A 22,183-nucleotide genomic window follows, 5' to 3' on the forward strand; every position below is an offset into this window, starting at 1 on the left:
TTTTGTCAAGTGTGGAGTCTGCTACGAATAATCTCTCGACGTAAAAATCTTGCGGGAGAAATGGCTTGAATCAACTTACGTGGTAAACAGTGAGGCTCACGATTAATCATAGCGGCTAACCATTCTGCACTAATGGGAATTGAAGTTAATCCGCGTGACCCAAAACCGGCACAAACATACAGTCCAGGCAAACACGCCGCAGAAAAAGGCAACCAGCGCTGGGCATTACTCGCCAACGCAGCAAAATGTTGCTTAAACGATTCAGGTTGAGCGACTGGACCTACTAAAGGCAAATAATCAGGCGTTGCGGCGCGAATTGCTGACCAATGATTAATAACGTCCTTAGACCAAGTCAATTCGCTAGATAATTTATCTAATTTCGCCAAATTACTTTCATTATCCACGTTTTGACAAGTTGCATCCGTCGATCCTAAATGATACGTGGCACCTAAATAATGCCCCCCGTCCCATGCCGGTAAAACATGGCCGTCTGCGCATAATGGCATGTTCAACTTTGAACTTGCCTCATTACTCTTAATGATAGTCATTTGACCACGAATCGGTTTCAAGGGAAGATGGCTGGTTTGAGAAAACTGGTTCGCATGATGTCCACTTGCAATAATTAATACCTCAGCCTGATATTGACCAGTACTCCATGTCCCATCAACATAATTCAACGCATTGACTTGATGACCACCTACCCAATGAATGCGCTCGCTCTCGATTAAAAATTGACATAAAGCCAATGAATCAATCCAGCCGGAATGAGGCACAAATAATCCATCAGATTCCAAAATTATCCCAGCAAGCAATGAAGCCTCTTTGTGATTAACCAATCTCCCAAGTTCAGGATAATGAGTTAACCATGGTCTTAAGCCTGCCTGAATGACTTGTTCCTTGGAGTTGTATGCTAATTGCAACCCCCCTCCTAAATGCCCGATATGAGGATTCAACAAGGCTTTATAAGCTCGAATTGCAAATACATACGCCGTTAGCATAAATTCAGTTAAGGGAGAACGATAAGAGGATATTTTAGGATATAATACTGCCCGTCGATTCCCTGAAGCGCCCTCCCCCGCGTGCTTTTGTTCATCAATTAGGGTCACTTTCCAACCGCGCCGAGCCAGAGCATAGGCGGAATAACACCCTGCAAGCCCTCCTCCCACAATCATTGCATGTCGGTCTTTAACTGGACTTACTGAACTTGCATGCCACGGCGTATAACGAGCATAAGACCTTGTCGATGGTTGATCGAATACCGCCGTAATCATCTCTCTTTTGCAGCCATATCCTTTCTTTTTATTCACGGTAAAACCTACTGCTTGTAAGCCGCGCTTTACAATGCCAGCCGCTGAAAAAGTCGCCAGCGTAGCGTTTTGCCTAGACAATCGCCCTATCACTGTAAATAATGGTTCGCACCACATATCGGGATTTTTTTTAGGGGAAAAACCATCAAGAAACCAGGCATCAACCGCCGTGTGACGCAATTGCTTTTCAACAGCAGCGTCACCGCATATTAGTAACTGATCGTAACAGGCTAGTGCATCCCCCAGCATTAAAATTAAATTGACCCGCCCCCCCTCAAACGATAATAAATGAAACCCTGGGGTTAATATTGGGTAACTCTCTAATAATGCTTGCGACTGCCCTGCTAATGCAGGCCATAAGCTTAAGGATTTTAATAAATCATCACGCGTTAAAGGATGTTTTTCACAAGATATAAAATGCAGCCTTGCTGACTTGGGCGCATGCGTTTGCCACAAAGACCACGCCAGCAAAAAATTTAAACCGCTGCCAAAACCAGTTTCAGCGATAACAAATTGACTGCCTTGTTTATCCGGGAGTTTTTCCCATCGTTCTCGCAACTGATTGCCATCAATAAATACATGAGAGGCTTCCTGCAAACCGTTTGCAGTAGAAAAATAAATATCCTCAAATTCACATGAATACGGCAAACCCGATGTCCATGTAATTTTGGCAGGAGTTATTGCTTCAAAAAGAGTACTCACTCTGAATTCCGCATGACTACAAATTACTTCTTATTGTTTACTGTCGTTCATGTCAAACCAGCTGCTGGAGAACATATTCCGCTGCCTTTTGCGTATGATGAATGTCTTGTTGCTGATGTGCGCTGGAAACAAACCCTGCTTCATACATAGAAGGAGCAAAATAAACACCTTGTTGTAACATACCATGGAAAAACGCTTTAAATCGTTTTTCATCCGACGAAGCAACATCCGAATAATTATTCACTTCATTTAAATGATTAAAACAAAAACCAAACATGCCACCAAGCGAAGCACCGCAAAAGGGAATATTGAATGATTCCGCAACGTCTTTTAAGGCATGAATCAAAGCAGCGGAAATGTCTCCCAAACGCTGATAAAAATTGGGCTGTCCCTCCAGCTCAGATAACGTCGCTAATCCTGCCGCCATGGCTAAAGGATTACCTGATAGAGTACCCGCTTGATACACAGGACCCTCTGGCGCAAGTTGATTCATAATAGATGTCTTACCACCCACAGCACCCACAGGCATGCCTCCACCAATCACTTTACCAAGCGTCGTTAAGTCAGGTGTCACCTGATAATGTTGCTGCGCTCCCCCCAAAGCAATACGAAAACCGGTCATGACTTCATCAAATATTAATAACGCTCCATACGTATCGCATAATTCCCGCAGACCCTGTAGAAAACCTGATTTTGGTAAAACAAATCCCATATTGCCGGCAATCGGCTCCAAAATAACACCGGCAATATCGTTTGGATACTGTTCAAATAATGCCGCCACTTGCTCCAAATGATTAAAATCTGCTGTTAATGTATGTTCAGTAATACTTGCAGGAATTCCTGGGGTCGCCGGAATTCCTAAAGTAAGTACCCCAGAACCTGCCTTCACCAATAAGCTGTCATTATGGCCATGATAACATCCATTAAATTTAATAATTTTATTTCTATTCGTATAACCTCTTGCTAAACGAATAGCCGTCATGGTGGCTTCGGTTCCAGAATTCACCATGCGCACCTTCTCAATGGCAGGCATCAAGGAAGTAATTTTTTTTGCCAATTTGATTTCAAGCTCGGTAGGCGCACCAAAACTCATGCCCGTATGCAACACGCTCTCTACAGCAGCAATCACTTTGGGATAGCAATGGCCCAAAATTAAAGGCCCCCAAGAACCAACATAATCAATGTATTGATTATTGTCCACATCGATTAAATAAGCACCTTTCCCTTGCTTAAAAAATATAGGCTCTCCTCCTACTCCTTTAAACGCCCGCACAGGTGAATTCACGCCACCAGGAATCACGGCCTGAGCTTGTCTAAACAACTCTTGTGAATAACTCATTTTAATTCTCGTGAAAAATCGTATGACTGCGCAGTTTACAATGATCAAAACGACAAAACAAACTGCCTGCCTCATCATTGGGATACTTTTTTGATAGCAGCGACAAGGTCTATTGCTCAACTAATGCCTATTTTTTAAAAACCATTCTGTCTGATTAAAGGATATTTTTACAGATTCTTACTTCTATTCTTTACATCAGCGTCTTGAGTGGATAAATTACACTCTTTTTACATTGAGCATTAAACATGCAGTCTTACAAAAAATATATTTGTGTTATTTGCGGTTTTATTTATGATGAAGCCGAAGGTTGGCCCGAGGACGGTATTGAGCCTGGAACAAAATGGGAAGATGTCCCAGAAAATTGGTTCTGCCCCGATTGCGGCGCTGGCAAAGAAGATTTTGAAATGGTAGAAATGAATTGATTGTTTGACGTCAGAATGGTTTAACGACGACTAAAAGCACAATAGCAATCAATAGTATAGTGGGCAATTCATTAAATACCCGGAAAAAACGGGAACTTCGTGTATTACCGTCTTTTGCAAATTGTTTGACAAAATGGCCGCACATTATATGATAGCCCCATAAAAAAATGACGAGTACAAGCTTGACATGCATCCAGCCAGCATGGAAGTAATACTGCGGATTATAATGCAAAAGCATCCATCCTAATAACGTAGTCAATACCGCTGCCGGCCAAGTAATACCGTAATATAAACGTCTTTCCATGATCTTAAAGCGAGCCATACTTGCATCATCTTTTGCATCTGTATGATAAACAAACAACCTTGGCAAATAAAACAATCCTGCAAACCAGGCCACCATTACTATAATATGAAACGCTTTCAAAATTAACATATCTGTCTATGACCCTTTTTTGTCGGTCTTATTCAATTTGCGATGCCGAAGCAAATTAAGCGCTTCTACGCCAAGTGAAAATCCCATTGCAAAGTAAACATAGCCACGCGGCACATGGAAAGAAAAACTATCAGCGACCAAAATCATTCCTATGAGGATTAAAAAACTCAGTGCCAGCATTTTCACCGTAGGATATTTTTCAATAAATTGACTGACAGGTTCACTTGCATAAATCATAACAAGAATGGCGCATGTAATGGCTAACGCCATGACCCAGTAACGCGCCGTTAAACCAACCGCAGTCAATACGCTATCCAGGGAAAAAATAATATCCATTAAAGCCACCTGAATCACAACGCCTTTAAACGTGGCTAAAGCAGCCCCTTTTTCACGTAACTCCGTTTTGCCATCTCCCACTTCATAATGAATTTCCTGGGTAGCTTTAGCAATTAAAAAACCACCACCAACCAGTAAAAAAAGATCACGAATGGAATAGCTAAAATCACCCACAGTAACAAACGGTTTAGCCAATTTTACCAGCCATACGGCAAATGCAAGCAGCAGAAGGCGCGTCATCCATGCGAAAGTCAACCCCCACCTTCGCGCTTTTTTACGCTGCTCCCTAGGTAATTTTTCCGTCAGAATGGAGAGAAATACCAAATTATCAATGCCAAGGATAATTTCCAAAATAACCAGGGCAAATAAGCTTAATATAATGTCCAATAATTCCATAGAATCACTTAAAATTACGTTTTAGGTAAGATTATCTCTTATTTATTCAATTATAAAGACTCATTTTTACTGACATTCTGATATGCTAAAACATAGGTGTTGACGATTCACTTTCGCATTTACCTTGGCTATAATATTTTGCTAATTTTTCAAGGATTCAGGTGGCACCAATCATCAAATTAATCAAAAAGCTGTTACGTAAATCCAGAACACCTTCGTCTTCTGTCGATTCCAGCTATGTGATCCCTCGTACCCAACACCATATTTCAAAGACTGATATTAGCGTTAATGCACTGAAAGTCTTAAATCGTATAAACAGTGCAGGCTTTGAAGCTTACCTGGTGGGTGGTAGTGTTCGTGATTTATTGCTACGTAAAGCGCCTAAAGACTTTGATATAGCAACCAATGCCACACCAAACCAAATCAAATCCCTATTTCGTAATGCCCGCATCATTGGCCGGCGATTTAAACTGGTCCATATTATTTTTCATCGAGAAATTATTGAAGTTGCTACCTTTCGCAGCCACGAAACAACAGATTCCCAACAACTCACGAATGATCGAGGCATGCTAATACGTGATAATGTTTATGGGACACTGGAAGAAGACGCATGGCGGCGCGATTTCACCATCAACTCCCTTTATTACAATATTGATGATTATTCCATTGTCGATTTTACCGGCGGCGTTAAAGACATTGACTCCCGTATGATTCGTATCATTGGAAATCCCACCATCCGATATAAAGAAGATCCCGTTAGAATGTTACGAGCAATTCGTTTCAGTGCCAAACTGCATTTTGCACTTGAACCGGCAACCGCAGCGCCTATCCGGGAATCAAGTACCCTGATTCGTCATGTTTCCAGTTCTAGATTATTTGATGAAATAACAAAGTTATATCAGTGTGGAGAAGCAGAAGCCGCACAAAATTTACTTGTAAAACATGGTCTGTTTTCTCAGCTTTTTCCCTTAACCAATAATCTTTTAAACGGTGAATACCCAGTCAATGCCTTGGTTGGAATCGCTCTAGAAAATACCGATACACGAATACAGGATAACAAACCTGTGACGCCTGCTTTTTTATTTGCTGTCTTTTTATGGTTTCCCTTGATCGCTCGTACTGAGCAATTTAAAAAAGAGGGTATGGAGCCCTTACCTGCGCTGGAAAAAGCTATGTCACAAGTTATTTCCGAACAAAATCAAATTATTACCATTCCCAAACGATACACTCAAATCATGCGTGAAATGTGGATAATGCAATACCGATTTCCAAAACGTACTGGCAAACGTGCATTTAATTTGTTGCAACATCCCCGTTTTCGCGCCGCTTATGATTTTCTTGCTCTACGCGCTTTAGCAGGGGATGAATCTATGGAGCTTGCGCAATGGTGGACAACCTTTCAAGAAGAAGACGAACAGAAACAACTTGAAATGGTCGCTACTCTTTCACCGCCATCACCCCGTAAGCGACGTCGACGCTATAAACCAAAAACCACATCATGACTCGTTGTTATTTAGGATTAGGCAGCAATTTAAATCAGCCTCAACGTCAATTAAAACAAGCGATAGCAAAATTGCAAACATTGCCTCGAACTGAAGTCACCAAATTGTCCAGTTTATATTTTAGTCGTCCCATGGGAAGCCGTTTCCAGCCTCGATATTGCAATATGGTGTTGGCCATTAATACCACACTTTCACCAAGACGTTTGTTACAATGGTGTCAATTCATTGAAAAAAACATCAAAGGGTACGCAAGAAAAAATGGGGAGCACGGACGCTTGACATTGATGTATTGCTGTATGGTGAAATAATTATCAACGAACACGATTACGTTGTACCTCACCGTGAAATCATGAACCGTGATTTTGTGCTTATCCCATTATTGGAAATCGCCCCTAGCTTGAAACTGCCGCATGGAGAAAGCATCAGCAATGGCCTTGCTGATTGCAAACGTTTTATTATTTGAGGGGACAAAAAGGCATGGAGCTATCAATAGCACATAAAATATATTGATATTATTGATTCTAATCAACTAAACTTGAACACATCATTGCATCCAGTTAAGAGGGATTTTGTGTACACTAGCATATTACATCCAACAGATTTAAGTGAAAATCACTTCCATATGAGTGAAAAAGCCGTGGAAATTGCAAAATGTTTTAATGCCAAGCTTTTTTTATTGCATGTGATTGAACCACCTACCTCTCTCCAATTAGCCCAAGGCCTTGGATTTGCTGAGTTTGATAAGCCAATTAAAGAGGATGCCTGGGCAGTGATGAATGTTTTGGGCGAAGCATTGAATATTCCTGTCAGTCAACAATTCGTTGAAGTAGGCTCCATTAAAATGCATGTCCTTGAAAAAGTGAATGAGCTTGCTTGTAACCTTATTATTATTGGTCGCCACAGACCAACGACATTGCCTGCCTTTCTTGGCAGTACGGCGCATGCCGTCATTCATCATGCCCCATGTGATGTTCTTACCTTAAAAAATTAATTTACTGAAATATATAAAAACGACACTTTTCTTACAGTGTCGTTTTTAACGATAAATAAAAACTCTTGTTTAGTACCAACTGTATCCATACCCATAGCAGGGATTACAGGTCGCACAGCATGATGAGGTTGTCGTAACATACGTTGTTCTCGTTGGGCATGTTGAGCCACAAGACGCCACGTATGTACCACAACCAGATAATGCCAAGCTTGAAATAAGGATAAAGAAAGGAATGAAAAATCGTCTCATGGTAGCGTCCTTGTATTGAGATTGTAAATTTATTATACATTATGAATTTTAGTTTAACAAATTACCAATGGCAATACTCCATGTAGTCGATAACACACGCATAATGTACAATTTATTTCCTGCTAGTCTATAATTTAAAGGGTTATTCCAGCAAAGGATTGAATTATGGACACACACATTCATTGGAACACTATCCATCTGCCCTTGATCGCGGCATTTTTATTATTTTTATTAAGTCTAGCGTTCATACCTGCTGCACATGCAACGTCTCCCAATACCTACTTACCAGAAATAGTATCAGCTCCTATTGTATTAAGCTATTATTATGGCCCTTATCCAAGATATCGATATGGAACAAGATACAGCTATGGTCGTTATTGGACAGGCTGGCGCCCTATTAACCGCTACTGCCAACAACGATGTCTAGTCAATAACTGGGGCCGTGTCATCCGTTGTGTACAACGTTGTTATTAATCACTTACCTGTTATGAACCAACCTACTTGCCTGACCTCAGTGGTTAGGCATTTTGTGTTTCTTCCATAATCATCAAGATGCCTCATGAAAACTTTTAAATTTTAAGATATGATTGCCATTTTGATTTCAGGAGCTGGTTTATGCAAGTAGGTCAAGACAGTCTTTCAACTCAGAGTCAATTACAAGTCGAAGGCAAAACATATCACTACTACAGCCTTAAGGAAGCTGAAAAAAAACATTTTAAAGAGATCAACCGGCTACCTTATTCTCTTAAAGTATTACTTGAAAATTTGTTACGTTTTGAAGATGGACATACCGTTACTACAGACGATATTAAAGCCATTGCAGCATGGCTTGACAACAGAACCTCTCAACACGAAATTGCCTATCGTCCAGCACGAGTATTGATGCAGGATTTCACTGGGGTCCCTGCCGTTGTTGACTTAGCAGCCATGCGCGACGCCATTGAAAAAATGGGGGGGGACGCTGAAAAAATTTCCCCTCTATCCCCGGTGGATTTAGTCATCGATCATTCGATCATGGTCGATGAATACGCAACCCCAGACGCCATGACAATTAATACGGCTATTGAAATACAACGCAATAAAGAGCGCTATGAGTTTTTACGTTGGGGACAAAAAGCCTTCGCCAATTTTCAAGTGGTCCCACCGGGTACCGGAATATGCCATCAGGTCAATCTGGAATATCTTGGCCAAACAGTATGGACCAGCGAACAAGATGGTATACATTATGCTTATCCTGATACGCTCGTCGGCACTGATTCGCATACGACCATGATCAATGGTTTAGGGGTGTTAGGTTGGGGAGTTGGCGGTATCGAAGCGGAAGCTGCCATGCTTGGACAACCGGTATCAATGCTGATCCCCGAAGTCATTGGTTTTAAATTAACTGGCAAATTAAAAGAAGGAATCACCGCAACCGATCTGGTTTTAACCGTCACACAAATGTTACGCCAAAAAGGCGTCGTTGGAAAATTTGTGGAATTTTACGGTCCTGGACTTGCGCAATTACCACTTGCTGATCGGGCCACCATTTCAAACATGGCACCCGAATACGGTGCAACCTGTGGATTTTTTCCAGTCGATCATGAAACATTACGTTACCTACGCCTAACTGGCCGCGATGAGCACACCATTGCCTTGGTTGAAGCGTATTGTAAAGCACAAGGACTCTGGTACGACAAAGAAGCAAGCGATCCATTATTTACCGATACACTAAGCCTGGATCTTGATACCGTTGAACCTTCCTTAGCTGGCCCTAAACGTCCTCAGGATAAAGTCAATTTAACAACGCTTCCACAAGAATTCTCAGCTTTTCTAAAACAATCTAATAAAATAGAGGAAAAGGATAAAATATTCGCCGTAAAAAATGAAACGTTCACTCTCAGTCATGGTGATGTGGTCATAGCAGCCATCACGAGTTGCACAAACACGTCCAACCCAAGCGTCTTGATGGCAGCAGGACTGGTCGCTAAAAAAGCAGTTGAAAAAGGATTGCAAAGAAAACCCTGGGTTAAATCCTCTCTCGCACCTGGTTCAAAAGTGGTAACCGATTACTTAAAACACGCGGGCTTACAACTTTATCTTGATCAGTTAGGGTTTAACCTGGTTGGCTATGGTTGCACCACTTGCATTGGTAATTCCGGTCCTTTACCTGACTCTGTTGCCCAAAGCATCACCGACCATGATCTTATCGTATGTTCCGTTTTATCCGGTAACCGTAACTTTGAAGGGCGAGTGCATCCGCAGGTACGGGCTAACTGGCTTGCATCACCACCACTGGTGGTTGCTTATGCATTAAGTGGAACCACTTGCATTGATTTAAGCAGCGAACCATTAGGTAAAGATAAAGAAGGAAAAGACGTTTATCTGAAAGACATCTGGCCAACTCACATGGAAGTTGTAGCGGAAGTGGCAAAAGTTAATGGCAGCATGTTCAAGAAAGAATATGCGGAAGTCTTTAAGGGCGATAAAGAATGGCAAGCCATTCAAACAGGGCACGGTAAAACCTACGAATGGAATACGCATTCAACCTATATTCAGCATCCACCATTCTTTCAAGATTTAAAAGAACAACCAGAACCTATTCAACCAATTAATAAAGCCTATATTCTAGCTCTTTTAGGAGACTCCATTACCACCGACCATATTTCTCCTGCAGGTTCAATCAAGGCTAACTCTCCAGCCGGTTTATATTTAAAATCCAAGGGAGTGCATGAAGCCGACTTTAACTCTTACGGTTCGCGACGTGGTAACCATGAAGTTATGATGCGCGGTACTTTTGCAAATATCCGTATTCGTAATGAAATGACACCGGGTATAGAAGGTGGTGTAACTCGCCATATTCCGACCAATAAAACCATGCCCATCTATGATGCAGCCATGCTGTACCAGCAAGAGCAACAGCCACTGGTTGTGATTGCTGGTCAGGAATATGGTACCGGCTCTTCACGTGATTGGGCTGCAAAAGGTACTAATTTATTAGGTGTTAAAGCCGTTATCACCGAAAGCTTTGAACGCATACATCGCTCAAATCTCATTGGCATGGGTGTTTTGCCATTGCAATTCCTTCCTGGCACAACTCGAAAAACACTTCAGCTGAACGGAAGCGAGCGCATCAGCATCGCTGTGGATGATTCATTAAGACCTGGAGCTTTGCTTGAAGTCACCATCAATAGAGAGGATAGTAGTGAACAGCGTATTGAAGTATTGTGTCGAATTGATACCTTAAATGAGCTTGAGTATTACCGCCATGGCGGAATTTTGCAGTACGTACTGCGAAATCTGAAATAATTGCTAAGTTCGTGCAAAATCCTGGCTGCCGACAGCCAGGATTACCATATAATCATCTATTAATCATTTAAAATGGTATGATATCGTACTCTGGGTGACTCTATAATTCATTTGCTCTGGCTTTAAAAAAAGCACTATAGTTTAATGTGGCCTGCCAATTTTTCCGCTACAAAATGATTAAAGGAATACCGTATGAACTTTAAGGATTTCCCTATTTTTTTCTTATGGTGGTTTGTATTAAGTGCTTTCTGGTACTTGCTGATTGAAAAAGCAACGTTTGCTGAAATGGCAATAGGCCTAAGTGCAGCATTCCTCACAGCACTGATTCAATTGACCGTGGCCAAAACAAATTTAATTTCGTTAAAACCCCGTTTAGTTTGGCTTTTTATTCTGATCAAGCTCCCTGTTGCAATTTTATTGGATACCTTTTTGGTGTTTAAAGCCATTGGTTTATTTTTTATTTCGGGTAAAAAACCAAGAGGCCATTTAGACAGCATTCCTTTTGAACGTATAAAAACAAACTCCCTAAAAAGAAAAATAGATAGGACCTTTTTCATTTATACTTTTTCTGTGACCCCAAATACGTATGTTATTTACGTCGATAGAAAAAATAGAAAGGTATTGATTCATAAGCTCATGAAAAATTAGGATTAAAAATGAATATTTGGTTAATCGGAATTATCTGGATGCTGGTTAATCTATTTCTTTGTGCCATCAGTGTACTGCGCGGAAATATTATGAATCGATTAGTTGCGCTTCAATTCTCTGGAATCGTAGCTACTTTAATCATGTTATTACTTGCTGAATTGTATGGACGCTCCATTTACTTTGACGTACCTCTTACCATGGCAATATTGACTTATGCTAACTTACTTGTTTATCTTCGATTTTTAGAAAGATGGCTATGAGTCAACCATGTTAACCACCGTCCTACTTTTTTTAGGTATAGCCATAGAGTGTTTATCCTGCATTGGCCTTTTTATTATGCCAACTGCCTACGCCCGCCTGCATTATCTTAGTCCAGCCACGTCTCTCGGAGCCCTCCTGATTGGTGTGGCCATCTTACTGAAAGAAGGATTCAATCAACAAGGTATAAAAACCATTGTAGTGATTCTCCTTCTCATATTAATGGGCCCAATCCTAACGCATGCGACCGCACGCACCATACATATTCGGACCCATAAGAGGAAAACATGATTATTGTCAATTATCTTGTGTTTCTACTGATTATTTTTATTGGAACGGCCGCTGTGTTCACCAGAGATCCATTAAAACAATCCCTTATATTAAGTTTATTTGGATTTATTATTTCCATTTTATTTCTTATTCTTCAGGCACCTGAAGTGGCACTATCAGAAATTGTAGTCACAATGACTGTGATTCCCTTGATGATTCTATTGTCGATGGTAAAAATAAAAGAATACAAGATAATCAGCCAGCAAGATCAGGAAAAAACAAATGAATAATGCATGGAGAACCTATTTTTTTTAGTATCACTGCTGGGATTCACGCTGTTTTTAATCGCAAGTTTTCTCACTCTCCCTCCTTATAGTCATTCCCAAAACAGCTATAGAAACATTATTCTTGCCGATGATCCGGTTCATATCAAAGCAGCAAATGCCGTGGCTGCAGTAGCGTTTGATTATCGCTGCTTTGACAGCTTTGTCGAAGCCATTATCCTGTTTACTACCGTTGCTGGGATTATGCTTCTTTTAAGAAAAGGAAAAGGAGAAAAAGAAGAATACTCGTTGCAGAAACGCATTAAAAAAACCATTTCCACCCGTAGTTCGGCAACAGCAACCATGGGGTGGGCACTCCTTGGTTTTGTTGCTCTTTTTGGTTTTATATGATCCTTCATGCTCAGCTTAGTCCCGGGGGAGGATTTCAAGGGGGAGTTATTATAAGTTCTGCTCTCTTGTTAATTTATCTTGCCGGCACTTACACTAAATTTATGAAGCAACTTTCATTAAGAATGATGGAAATGATTGAAACTCTTGGATTAATTGGCTTTATGACATTAGGCAGTATCCCCTTATTCCATCAAAAGCCCTTTCTAACTAATTTCCTCCCCAAAGGAATGCTTGGCAATATTTTGTCAGCCGGCATACTTATGCCGTTAAATATCCTTGTGGGCATTACGGTTACGGCTGCCATCATTCAAATATTGCATGAATTTATGGAACAGCTCATCATCACAAAACGCCATAATACAAGGAAGAAAAACTCATGACTCATCTCCCCTATTTTGTGATTGTTTGGTTATTTGTTGTTTCTTTATACGGAATCCTCAGCAGTCGCAATTTAATTCATATGATTAATTGCCTGACTATCCTACAATCCTCTGCTTATATCTTTCTTTTAATCATTGGCTATCATCAAGCAGGTACAGCCCCTGTTTTTTCAGATCATGTACAGGCTTCTGCTATGGTTGACCCGATTGTACAGGCCATTACATTAACCGACATCATCGTCGCATCGGTAGTCACGTCATTATTGCTTGCCATTGCTATTCAAGCTTATAAACAGTTTGGAACCCTCGATCCTTATCAGTTGATTGCGATGAAAGGTTAATATGCATCATTTGCCGCTTTTTCCTATTTTTTTTCCTTTTTAATTGCTATTTTATTATTGGGAATTGGGCCTTTTTTCAAAAGACGCGTTTTAGATTCAATAGCGATTATTACCTCATTGCTGGTCACCTTAATTTGCCTGCTGCTGGTCTTTAAAGCACCCTTAGTTTATTGGTTTGGCAACCATATCCCCATCCAGAAAACGGTCGTTGGAATTGGATTTGTTATTGATTTAAGTGCAGCTTTGCTGGCGACACTGGCAAGTCTGCTTACGTTGTGTGTTTTCATTTATTGTTGGCATTACTTTGAAGCGGCCGGCAATTTATTTCATGCGCTGGTATTGATTTTTTTAGGAGGAATGCTTGGTTTTTGTTTTACCAGTGATTTATTTAATTTATTTGTTTTTTTTGAGTTAATGAGCATTTCCGCTTACGCATTAACAGGATACAAAAATGAATCGCGCAGCTCACTGCAAGGATCACTCAATTTTGTCGTAACCAATTCTCTTGGAGGAATATTAATTCTTCTGGGAATTGGTTTTACTTATAGCCAAACAGGGGCTTTAAATTTTGCTCAAGTTGGGAACCTATACATACATCAATCCATGAATGGATCAATGGTCGCATCATTTATTTTAATCACCAGTGGCTTCTTAATTAAAGCCGCCATTGTTCCATTTCATTTCTGGCTAGCTGATGCTCATACTGTAGCCCCCACACCCATTTCAGTGCTTTTTTCTGGCATCATGGCACAACTTGGTTTATATGGTTTGGCAAGAATTTATTGGACCATGTTTGCTAAACCATCCTTTCCATTAGAACATCAGTTCTTGATTCTATTTTTTACTATTGGCGCACTTACCATTTTGGTAGGCAGTATGATGTGTTTTATGGAACGTTCTCTTAAACGTATGCTTGCTTTTTCAACCATCAGTAACTCGGGTGTTATGCTAATAGGCCTTTCTTCGCTCACTCCCATTGGTTTGCAGGGTTTAATCTACTACATTTTTGCCCATGGTTTATTAAAAGCAATTCTTTTCATGTGTGTTGGCATATTATTACATCACTTTGGAAGCGTAGACGAATTAGAATTATGGAGAAAAGGCAAAGCCATACCACTGATAGGCGTGCTTTTTTTCATCGCAACCATTGGGCTGTGCGGGTTTCCCGTTTGGGGAGTTTTTACTGCAAAAAATTTAATTGAACTTTCCTTGCCATCATTTGAAAAAGAAATGTTTATTTTTTTGATACTCTTTGAGACATTGCTGACAGGTGGAGCCTTAATTCGAGCATCAGGAAGAATATTTATAGGCTTTGGCAAACATCAAACCATACATACACCAGTAAAAAATATCACACAACAACAAGAAACAGAACACACCAAAAAAGCGACCCCTATAACCATGTTAATTCCCATCACCATTTTAATGGTGACACTTCTTGTATTGAACACTTTCACTCAATTTAATGTCTTACTGAATGAAGCCGCACAAGAATTTCAAAACCAGAGATGGTATTCATCCGTTGTATTTAATCAACCTCCACCACCTCTATATGACAAGCCTCTCATGCATACATCAAGCAATTATCTTATTGAACTAATAGGCGTATTTGGAGCAGTCTTGGTTGGACTATTAGCACTTTTTGGTCATCGTTGCTCTCAATGGTTAAAAAATATAGTAACCATCCTAATCATACCCCCATCCATGAAATTAAAGTCATTACAAAGTGGTTTAATTAATGATTATGTCAGTTGGATTATTTTAAGTATAACGCTCATTAGTTTTTTATGCTCATGTCACTATGAGGCAATTTTAATAAATCATTATTTTTATCATTCATTGCATTTGAACCATTAACCTGATACTTTTCCGACGTTTAGGCTTAATTTTTTTATTTCACTAAGGGCTACGAGTGCGTCATTCAAAACGAGTTTTAAGTGTTTTTTCACTGGTCATGATCAATGTCATTGCCGTTGACAGCTTACGGACATTGCCATTAACTGCAAAATTGGGCTTATCACTCGTTTCTTATTATTTAATTGCTGCAGTTGCTTTTTTATTCCGGTGGCTCTGGTAGCCGCAGAATTAGCAACGGCCTACCCTGAAACAGGCGGTATTTATATATGGGTACGTGAAGCATTTGGACGTCGGGCAGGATTCATTACCATTTGGTTGCAATGGATATATAACGTCGTCTGGTATCCAACGATTCTTGCATTCATCGCCGCTACATTTGCCTATCTTTTTGCTCCGCAATTGGCCAATCATAAGTTTTATTTATTAGCAACCATTATCAGTTTATTCTGGTTATTTACTTTGCTTAATTGTTTTGGCATGAAAATTTCCAGTCTAGTCAGTATCATTGGGGCATCGATTGGAACTCTTTTGCCTATGATTGGTATTACTATTTTAGGGATTGTATGGCTACTACAAGGTCGCCCTCTCGCTATTGAAGCTCCCATTTCATGGACGCCTGATTTTAGTTCGCTAGGAAATTTGTCTTTATTTTCTGCCGTATTGTTTGGTTTACTTGGCATGGAAATGTCGGCCGTGCATGCGGAAGAAGTAAAAAATCCTCAACGAGATTATCCTCGTGCTCTTTTGTATTCTACGATCCTCATATTTTCGACGTTAGTGCTTGGATCTCTCGCGATTGTTATTGTGGTTCCGAATTCCATGCTAAGCGTTGTGTCGGGATTAATTGATGCTTACGCTATTTTTTTTAACTCCTATCATATGCCGTGGATGACGTCGCTGACTGCTGCATTCATTATCCTTGGTGGCTTAAGCGGCGTTTCTGCCTGGATCATTGGTCCAACCAAAGGATTACTAGTCGCTGCGCGTGACGGCTGCATTCCTCATGCCTTTGCTCAGGTAAACCAATATGGAGCGCCTGTTGCCATTCTCATCACTCAAGGAATCATTTTCACGTTATTAAGTAGTGTATTTGTTTTATTTGATTCAATTAATGCAGCGTACTGGATTTTAAGTGATTTATGCGCACAAATGGCCTTATTGGTGTATGTGTTTATGTTTTCAGCAGCCATTCGCTTACGATATAGCCGACCTGAACAATCGGGTGCTTATAAAATTCCTGGTGGAAACGTCATCATGTGGCTTATCGCAGGCCTGGGCATAGGTTGCTGCAGCATAGCGATCATGATCGGTTTTATTCCCCCCACCCAGATTCCAATTAAAAATAAATGGTTTTTCGAATTGTTTTTGATTGGCGGACTACTCCTCTTTGTATTGCTACCATGGTTTTTGGCCAAAAAAAATGAACCCGTTTATTAGGTTTATTGACTTTTATTGAAGTGCCGTGAACAGGCCACGGCAGACAATCATAGAGCAACAGCACTGGTTTATAGACAACACGTTAGTCTTCAGGTAGGGACATCAAACTGGCATTACCCCCGGCGGCTGTTGTATCCACTGTATACGTTCTTTCATGGCATAAGCGCTGTAAATAATGAGGTCCCCCTGCTTTTGGACCAGTACCTGACAATCCTTCGCCACCAAAAGGTTGCAAACCGACAACGGCACCAATCATATTACGGTTAACATAACAATTACCTACATGAATACGCTGACGAATGTACTCCACGGTATGATTAATACGACTGTGAATGCCCAGAGTCAGCCCATAACCGGTATTATTAATTTGAGCAATGACTTCATCGAGATCCTTGCGTTTAAAGCGAATGACATGCAACACTGGTCCAAATACTTCTTTCTTCAACATGTTCAGATGCTCAATGGCTATCGCCGTTGGCGGCATAAAATGTCCTTGTTGACAATCGTCATTAAGCTTGCATTGATAAATCAATCCACAATGATTTTTCAACTCCGCCACATGCTTTTTCAAGGTTGATAATGCTTCTTCATCAATGACAGGACCAACATCAGTCGTCAACCATTTAGGATCACCCACACGTAATTCAGCCATTGCTCCCTTAAGCAATTCAATGAACCGCGGATATACATCCTCTTGTATGTATAAAACTCTTAATGCCGAGCATCGTTGTCCGGCAGAACCAAAAGCGGACGTCAACACATCCATAGTAACTTGTTCAAGCAATGCGGAAGAATCAACAATCATGGCATTTTGTCCGCCAGTTTCGGCGATCAACGGGATAATTTCACCACCTCTGGTTGCCAGCGTTTTATTAATGTGCGCAGCCGTTTGAGTTGAACCTGTGAAAATAACGCCTTTTATACGTTTATCAGCTACTAACGCGGCGCCTATTGTTTCTCCTTGTCCAGGCAATAATTGGATAACACCGGGTGGAATCCCTGCTTTAATCATCAATTGCACCGCCAAATAGGCAATGAGTGAAGTCTGTTCAGCAGGTTTAGCAATGACGCAATTACCCGTCGCAAGAGCAGCAACAACTTGCCCGGTAAATATGGCTAAAGGAAAATTCCATGGACTAATGCAAAGAATGACACCGCGAGGATGCAAACTAAGCTCGTTCAACTCACCGGTATACCCGTGTAAACGTACTGGCTTCGCCATCATTTGTTGTGCTTTTTCAACGTAATAGTGACAAAAATCCACCGCTTCCCGTATTTCAGCAATTCCATCATTCCAGGTTTTTCCTGCTTCTAACGTTGCCAAAGCAAGAAAATCCGCCTGATGCTCTTCCAACAGGTTTGCAAATTTTTCAATTAATTTACTCCTTGTTTCTACTGAAGTTTTACTCCATTGAGGGAAAGCTTCTACTGCTTTAGTCAGCGCCCAGTCAACGTCTTCTATGCTGGCATGAACAACTTGCCCAATCTTATGATCAGTGTGCTGGGGAGATACAACGTCATGCGCTTGGCTATTTTCTTTTGACTTACCTGCAAGAATGGGTGATGCTTGCCAATGAGTTAAATCCATTTTGGCTAATTGTTGCTGCAAATCAGCCACAACATTCCTGTTTGCCAAATCCACGCCAGCTGAATTTTTTCGTTCGGGCAAGAATATCGAGGCTGGCAACAATATATTTTGATTAATTTTACCAAGTAATTTCCTGGCCTTATTGACTGGGTCCTCCACCAAATGACTGATGGGGGCTGTATCATCGACAATCCGATTTACAAACGATGAATTTGCACCGTTCTCCAATAAACGTCGTACTAAATAAGGCAACAAATCTTCATGGCTACCAACTGGTGCATAAACACGGCAAGGAATCCCGTAGCAATTGGCAGGTACAATCTGATCGTACAATTCTGTTCCCATACCATGCAAACATTGAAATTCAAAATCACGATAATCACCCACCAAATTTAAAATCAAGGCGACAGAATAAGCATTATGAGTAGCAAACTGTGGATAAATTGCATCCGTCATGGTCAATAATTTCTTGGCACAAGCCTGAAAAGAGACATCCGTAAACGGTTTTCTGGTAAAGACTGGGTAATCTTGCAGCCCTTGCATTTGTGTTTTCTTAATTTCACTATCCCAATAAGCTCCTTTAATCAAACGCACCATGACACGCCGGCCTCTGCTTCGGGCCAAAACAGCAATCCAGTCCAGAAGATAAAAAGCTCTTTTTTGATAAGATTGCACAGCCATTCCAAAACCATCCCAACCATCCAAACTGGGATCGGTAAAAGCACGCTCAATCACATCAAGCGATAAATCAAGTCGCTCTGATTCTTCAGCGTCCACGGTAAGAGCGATATTAAATTTTTTCGCCAATTGCGCTAAAGCCAACAATTTTGGCGTTAACTCTTTAATCACCCGCTGATATTGTGATTCTTGATACCTTGGATGCAAGGCAGACAATTTTATGGAGATACCTGGATTACTATAAACGCTTCCTCTGCCTAATGTTTGCTTTCCAATGGCTTCAATGGCCTTGCTATAAGCATCATAATAACGCTCAGCATCTGCAGTTGTCAGTGCCGCCTCTCCTAACATGTCATATGAATAACGAAAACCACGGGCTTCTTTTTCTTCGCTCGCGTCAAGGCTTCTTTAATAGTACGTCCCATAACGAATTGTTTGCTCATAATTCGCATGGCCTTATCCACTGCCTTGCGTATCACCGTTTCACTGCTACGATTAATGACTTTCATTAAAGCCTTACTTAAAACAGATTCAGCTTTTTCAGGCGATAATACCTTGCCAGTCAACATCAATGCCCACGTCGTAGCATTAACAAAAAACGAAGCACTTTGACCTCGATGCGATTCCCAATCTGCAGCGACTATCTTATCTTTAATTAGTCGGTCAACGGTTGCAGTATCTGGCACTCGTAACAAGGCTTCAGCCAGACACATCAAAGCAATTCCCTCATTGCTGGATAACGCATACGCCGTCAGAAAGGAATCAATTCCTGTACTTTTTTACGTTCACGGCGAACGGCTTCTACCAACCGCGATGCAACGCCTTGTACTACTTTCACCTGCCCTTCGTCCAGGCTAGCGTATTCAATCAGACGGGTTATGCTTTTTAACTCTGTTTCACGATAAGCATCATTAATTGTGGCGCGTAACCCTTGGGGCGGTTGTAGTGATCGCCTATCCAGCATATTGCCTCCAAAACAAATAAGAATTTTAATTTCGAGAAGGATAATTTAATTTGGGTTTAAATTAAATTAAATTTATAATTTTCACTCATAAAACTGACCGTCTACCTCTCCAATCCAGCCAAAATATGGTTAAAATTTAATTCTTTTTGAACAAATTTCGATCTAAAAAAAGAGGGAATAAGGCTAATTTTAGCTAAAAATATAAACAAATTAAATATATTTTGGCCAGATATGGCCATTAGCCGTTTTATAACTGACTGAATTGAATAATGTTTTTTCCTGATGGACAATAATAACCCTTATAATTTTACTTTTGCCTCACTTGTCAATATAATCGCCATTTCTGAAGCGCCTATGGCATGGCTTTCAGACTGTATTGCGGCTAAAAGTCATACGTTGATTTTTAGTATCCCGTATACCCAAGTTTATGGAAGAATAGCCGCATTTCCTTTAGGGCAACTAACTAGAAAATGGAGTACTATGAATACGATTTTTACTTTAATTTCAGTAGCACTACTTACTAGCAATATGACATCAAGCACACCAAGTTTTGCAAAACCTGCTTTTGATGTTAATACAGAAGTCAAGCATCTAAGCCAAAAAGCACCCACACTTGATAAAAAAGTGCTTAAATTGGCGCTAGCGGCCTATCAAAAGGCAAAAGAGAAAGGCAAGGTCAAAAAACCAGTCCTTACGGTGATTGATTATTCGCTTCCATCTTCAAAACAACGCATGTGGGTGTTTGATGTCAATAGAGAAAAACTTTTATACAATACCCATGTTGCGCATGGAAAAAACTCAGGATTAGACATTCCTCACCATTTTTCAAATACTCCTTCCAGTAAAGCAACCAGCCTGGGAACGTATGTAACCCGTGATACTTATTTTGGTTCAAAAGGGTATTCATTAAACCTGCAAGGTTTGGAAAAAGGCTTTAATGATAATGCTTACAGCCGTCGCGTCGTTATCCATGGAGCCTGGTATGTAGAACCAAGCTTTATCAAAAGAGCAGGGCGTGCGGGACGCAGTTGGGGATGCCCATCCATTGCGCAAACACTGGCAAAACCAGTCATCAATACAATCAAAGGCGGCTCCATTGTATTTGCCTATTATCCTGATAGGAAATATTTATCTCATTCCGGTTACGCAGCAGTCGCATAAAAAATAAAGCCAGGGATTGCCCTGGCTTTTCACAGTCTTCCAATCAAGACATAGTGTCTTGCAATTCATCCTTGAAGATCAGTTCCTTCTGATCAAAAATCCCTTTTAAGAGCTTCAATCCATGAAGTCCTATTTAAATCTAGCAGTCTAATTGCCTATATGCAAGGCAAGCTGATAAAATTATTTATGATAAATTTATCAATATTAAATCTATTAATTTATATTTTTCATATAGTTATGAATAAATAAAAGCTATAAAACCACAATTTAAGCAATATCTTAAAAAAAACCAAGAAATTTCTTACAGCAATTTAAGAAATTAATACTTACTCACGCAAGACATGGAACTCTACAAGAAAACAACCATAATCATGGCCAGCCCGCCATTGGAGCAAAATTATACTTTGATTGTATTATATCTTATTTAAGTCATTTCCGCGCAAGCGGACATCCATCTTGCAAAAAAACCATCATAAAAGAGAGATGTCCGCCTGCGCGGAAATGATACCTATTAGCTGCCCTTATCCAGTAATTAGATTGTTTGCAACGCTCTGTTGTGATAATTTAAGGTCGGGAAGTATGCTACCGGATGCTTAAATGAACCAACAAACTATTGCTAAAAAAGATAAATTCAAAACAATCGATTGGCTAACAGAACATTTCCCCGCAGCTTTTTTTAAAAAAGCAAGCCAAGTTAAACCTCTTAAAATTGGGATATTTGATGACATCATTGACTTTTATGAACGTCTTGATACGCCACCTTTTAGTAAAAAAACCTTGCGCGAGGCATTGAATTACTATAGTGCATCACCCGCCTACCTGAGCTGCCAAAAAGCTAACGTTGCACGAGTGGATTTGTTTGGAAATGAGGTGGACGTTGTTACAGATGAACAAGCAAAATACGCTTATCAGCGTTATCAGCAACGTTACACGGATAAAAAAAACAAAGCTCGCATATAAAA

Annotated in this window: 19 protein-coding genes and 3 pseudogenes; 17 read left to right on the forward strand and 5 right to left on the reverse strand. The window is 40.4% G+C overall.

Features of this window, described 5'->3' with window-relative positions:
• Positions 1–5 precede the first annotated feature (5 nt).
• Positions 6–2,009, reverse strand: a complete 2,004-nt coding sequence (gene mnmC, locus LOA_RS07495) for a bifunctional tRNA (5-methylaminomethyl-2-thiouridine)(34)-methyltransferase MnmC2/FAD-dependent 5-carboxymethylaminomethyl-2-thiouridine(34) oxidoreductase MnmC1 (protein ID WP_025385794.1) — start codon at positions 2,007–2,009, stop codon at positions 6–8.
• Between the two features lie 52 nt (positions 2,010–2,061).
• A complete protein-coding gene (gene hemL / locus LOA_RS07500; protein WP_025385795.1) occupies positions 2,062–3,348 on the reverse strand; it encodes a glutamate-1-semialdehyde 2,1-aminomutase in 1,287 nt (428 codons plus the stop codon).
• 245 nt (positions 3,349–3,593) lie between these two features.
• On the opposite strand from hemL, the gene LOA_RS07505 reads away from it, so the two are divergent.
• A complete protein-coding gene (locus tag LOA_RS07505; protein ID WP_025385796.1) occupies positions 3,594–3,770 on the forward strand; it encodes a rubredoxin in 177 nt (58 codons plus the stop codon).
• Between the two features lie 10 nt (positions 3,771–3,780).
• Here LOA_RS07505 and hemJ read toward each other — a convergent pair whose 3' ends face one another.
• Both hemJ and LOA_RS07515 read right to left on the reverse strand, forming a co-directional pair.
• Positions 3,781–4,203: a protoporphyrinogen oxidase HemJ gene (gene hemJ, locus LOA_RS07510; protein WP_025385797.1), complete on the reverse strand. Its 423-nt coding sequence runs from the start codon at positions 4,201–4,203 to the stop codon at positions 3,781–3,783.
• A 6-nt stretch (positions 4,204–4,209) separates the two neighbouring features.
• Entirely contained in the window at positions 4,210–4,935 is a 726-nt protein-coding gene (locus LOA_RS07515) for a TerC family protein (RefSeq protein ID WP_025385798.1), read from the reverse strand.
• A gap of 191 nt (positions 4,936–5,126) precedes the next feature.
• Here LOA_RS07515 and pcnB point away from each other — a divergent pair, with 191 nt between their 5' ends.
• The 14 genes and pseudogenes from pcnB (at position 5,127) to LOA_RS07580 (ending at position 16,830) form a co-directional block, all read left to right on the forward strand.
• Positions 5,127–6,437 carry a polynucleotide adenylyltransferase PcnB gene (pcnB, locus tag LOA_RS07520; RefSeq protein ID WP_025385799.1) on the forward strand — a complete coding sequence of 437 codons (1,311 nt, stop codon included), beginning with the start codon at positions 5,127–5,129 and terminating at the stop codon, positions 6,435–6,437.
• Positions 6,434–6,900, forward strand: a pseudogene (gene folK / locus LOA_RS07525) (2-amino-4-hydroxy-6-hydroxymethyldihydropteridine diphosphokinase). The gene pcnB and the pseudogene folK overlap by 4 nt, the downstream one beginning before the upstream one ends.
• A 108-nt stretch (positions 6,901–7,008) precedes the next feature.
• The gene (locus LOA_RS07530) at positions 7,009–7,428 is read left to right on the forward strand and encodes a universal stress protein (RefSeq protein ID WP_025385800.1); all 420 of its coding nucleotides are present in this window, start codon (positions 7,009–7,011) and stop codon (positions 7,426–7,428) included.
• Between the two features lie 414 nt (positions 7,429–7,842).
• Positions 7,843–8,151, forward strand: coding sequence for a hypothetical protein (locus tag LOA_RS14500; protein ID WP_147370115.1), 309 nt, complete (start codon positions 7,843–7,845; stop codon positions 8,149–8,151).
• A gap of 141 nt (positions 8,152–8,292) precedes the next feature.
• Entirely contained in the window at positions 8,293–10,965 is a 2,673-nt protein-coding gene (acnA, locus tag LOA_RS07535) for an aconitate hydratase AcnA (RefSeq protein ID WP_025385801.1), read from the forward strand.
• A 192-nt stretch (positions 10,966–11,157) separates the two neighbouring features.
• Complete coding sequence (locus tag LOA_RS07540; RefSeq protein ID WP_025385802.1) at positions 11,158–11,613, forward strand: hypothetical protein; 456 nt, start codon at positions 11,158–11,160, stop codon at positions 11,611–11,613.
• Between the two features lie 89 nt (positions 11,614–11,702).
• On the forward strand, positions 11,703–11,873 hold the full coding sequence (locus tag LOA_RS07545; protein ID WP_158423035.1) for an MrpF/PhaF family protein: 171 nt from the start codon (positions 11,703–11,705) through the stop codon (positions 11,871–11,873).
• Positions 11,874–11,880: 7 nt separating this feature from the next.
• Positions 11,881–12,162, forward strand: a complete 282-nt coding sequence (locus LOA_RS07550; protein ID WP_025385804.1) for a cation:proton antiporter — start codon at positions 11,881–11,883, stop codon at positions 12,160–12,162.
• Positions 12,159–12,431: a DUF4040 domain-containing protein gene (locus tag LOA_RS07555; RefSeq protein WP_025385805.1), complete on the forward strand. Its 273-nt coding sequence runs from the start codon at positions 12,159–12,161 to the stop codon at positions 12,429–12,431. The genes LOA_RS07550 and LOA_RS07555 overlap by 4 nt, the downstream gene beginning before the upstream one ends.
• Before the next feature lie 3 nt (positions 12,432–12,434).
• Positions 12,435–12,815, forward strand: coding sequence for a hypothetical protein (locus LOA_RS07560; RefSeq protein WP_025385806.1), 381 nt, complete (start codon positions 12,435–12,437; stop codon positions 12,813–12,815).
• Positions 12,812–13,195: an MnhB domain-containing protein gene (locus LOA_RS07565; RefSeq protein ID WP_025385807.1), complete on the forward strand. Its 384-nt coding sequence runs from the start codon at positions 12,812–12,814 to the stop codon at positions 13,193–13,195. Before LOA_RS07560 ends, LOA_RS07565 begins: the two co-directional genes overlap by 4 nt.
• Positions 13,192–13,536 carry a cation:proton antiporter subunit C gene (locus LOA_RS07570; RefSeq protein ID WP_025385808.1) on the forward strand — a complete coding sequence of 115 codons (345 nt, stop codon included), beginning with the start codon at positions 13,192–13,194 and terminating at the stop codon, positions 13,534–13,536. The genes LOA_RS07565 and LOA_RS07570 overlap by 4 nt, the downstream gene beginning before the upstream one ends.
• Positions 13,537–13,593: 57 nt before the next feature.
• On the forward strand, positions 13,594–15,393 hold the full coding sequence (locus LOA_RS07575) for a proton-conducting transporter transmembrane domain-containing protein (RefSeq protein WP_025385809.1): 1,800 nt from the start codon (positions 13,594–13,596) through the stop codon (positions 15,391–15,393).
• Positions 15,394–15,448: 55 nt separating this feature from the next.
• Positions 15,449–16,830 (forward strand): annotated as a pseudogene (locus tag LOA_RS07580) (APC family permease).
• Between the two features lie 82 nt (positions 16,831–16,912).
• Here LOA_RS07580 and putA read toward each other — a convergent pair.
• Positions 16,913–20,060 (reverse strand): annotated as a pseudogene (gene putA, locus LOA_RS07585) (bifunctional proline dehydrogenase/L-glutamate gamma-semialdehyde dehydrogenase PutA).
• 480 nt (positions 20,061–20,540) lie between these two features.
• On the opposite strand from putA, the gene LOA_RS07595 reads away from it, so the two are divergent.
• A complete protein-coding gene (locus LOA_RS07595) occupies positions 20,541–21,221 on the forward strand; it encodes a murein L,D-transpeptidase catalytic domain family protein (RefSeq protein ID WP_025385811.1) in 681 nt (226 codons plus the stop codon).
• A gap of 597 nt (positions 21,222–21,818) precedes the next feature.
• On the forward strand, positions 21,819–22,181 hold the full coding sequence (locus LOA_RS07600) for a ProQ/FINO family protein (protein WP_025385812.1): 363 nt from the start codon (positions 21,819–21,821) through the stop codon (positions 22,179–22,181).
• Positions 22,182–22,183: the final 2 nt, after the last annotated feature.

Origin of the sequence: Legionella oakridgensis ATCC 33761 = DSM 21215 (genome assembly GCF_000512355.1) — a bacterium.
In the GTDB taxonomy this organism is placed as follows: Bacteria; Pseudomonadota; Gammaproteobacteria; order Legionellales; family Legionellaceae; genus Legionella_A; species Legionella_A oakridgensis.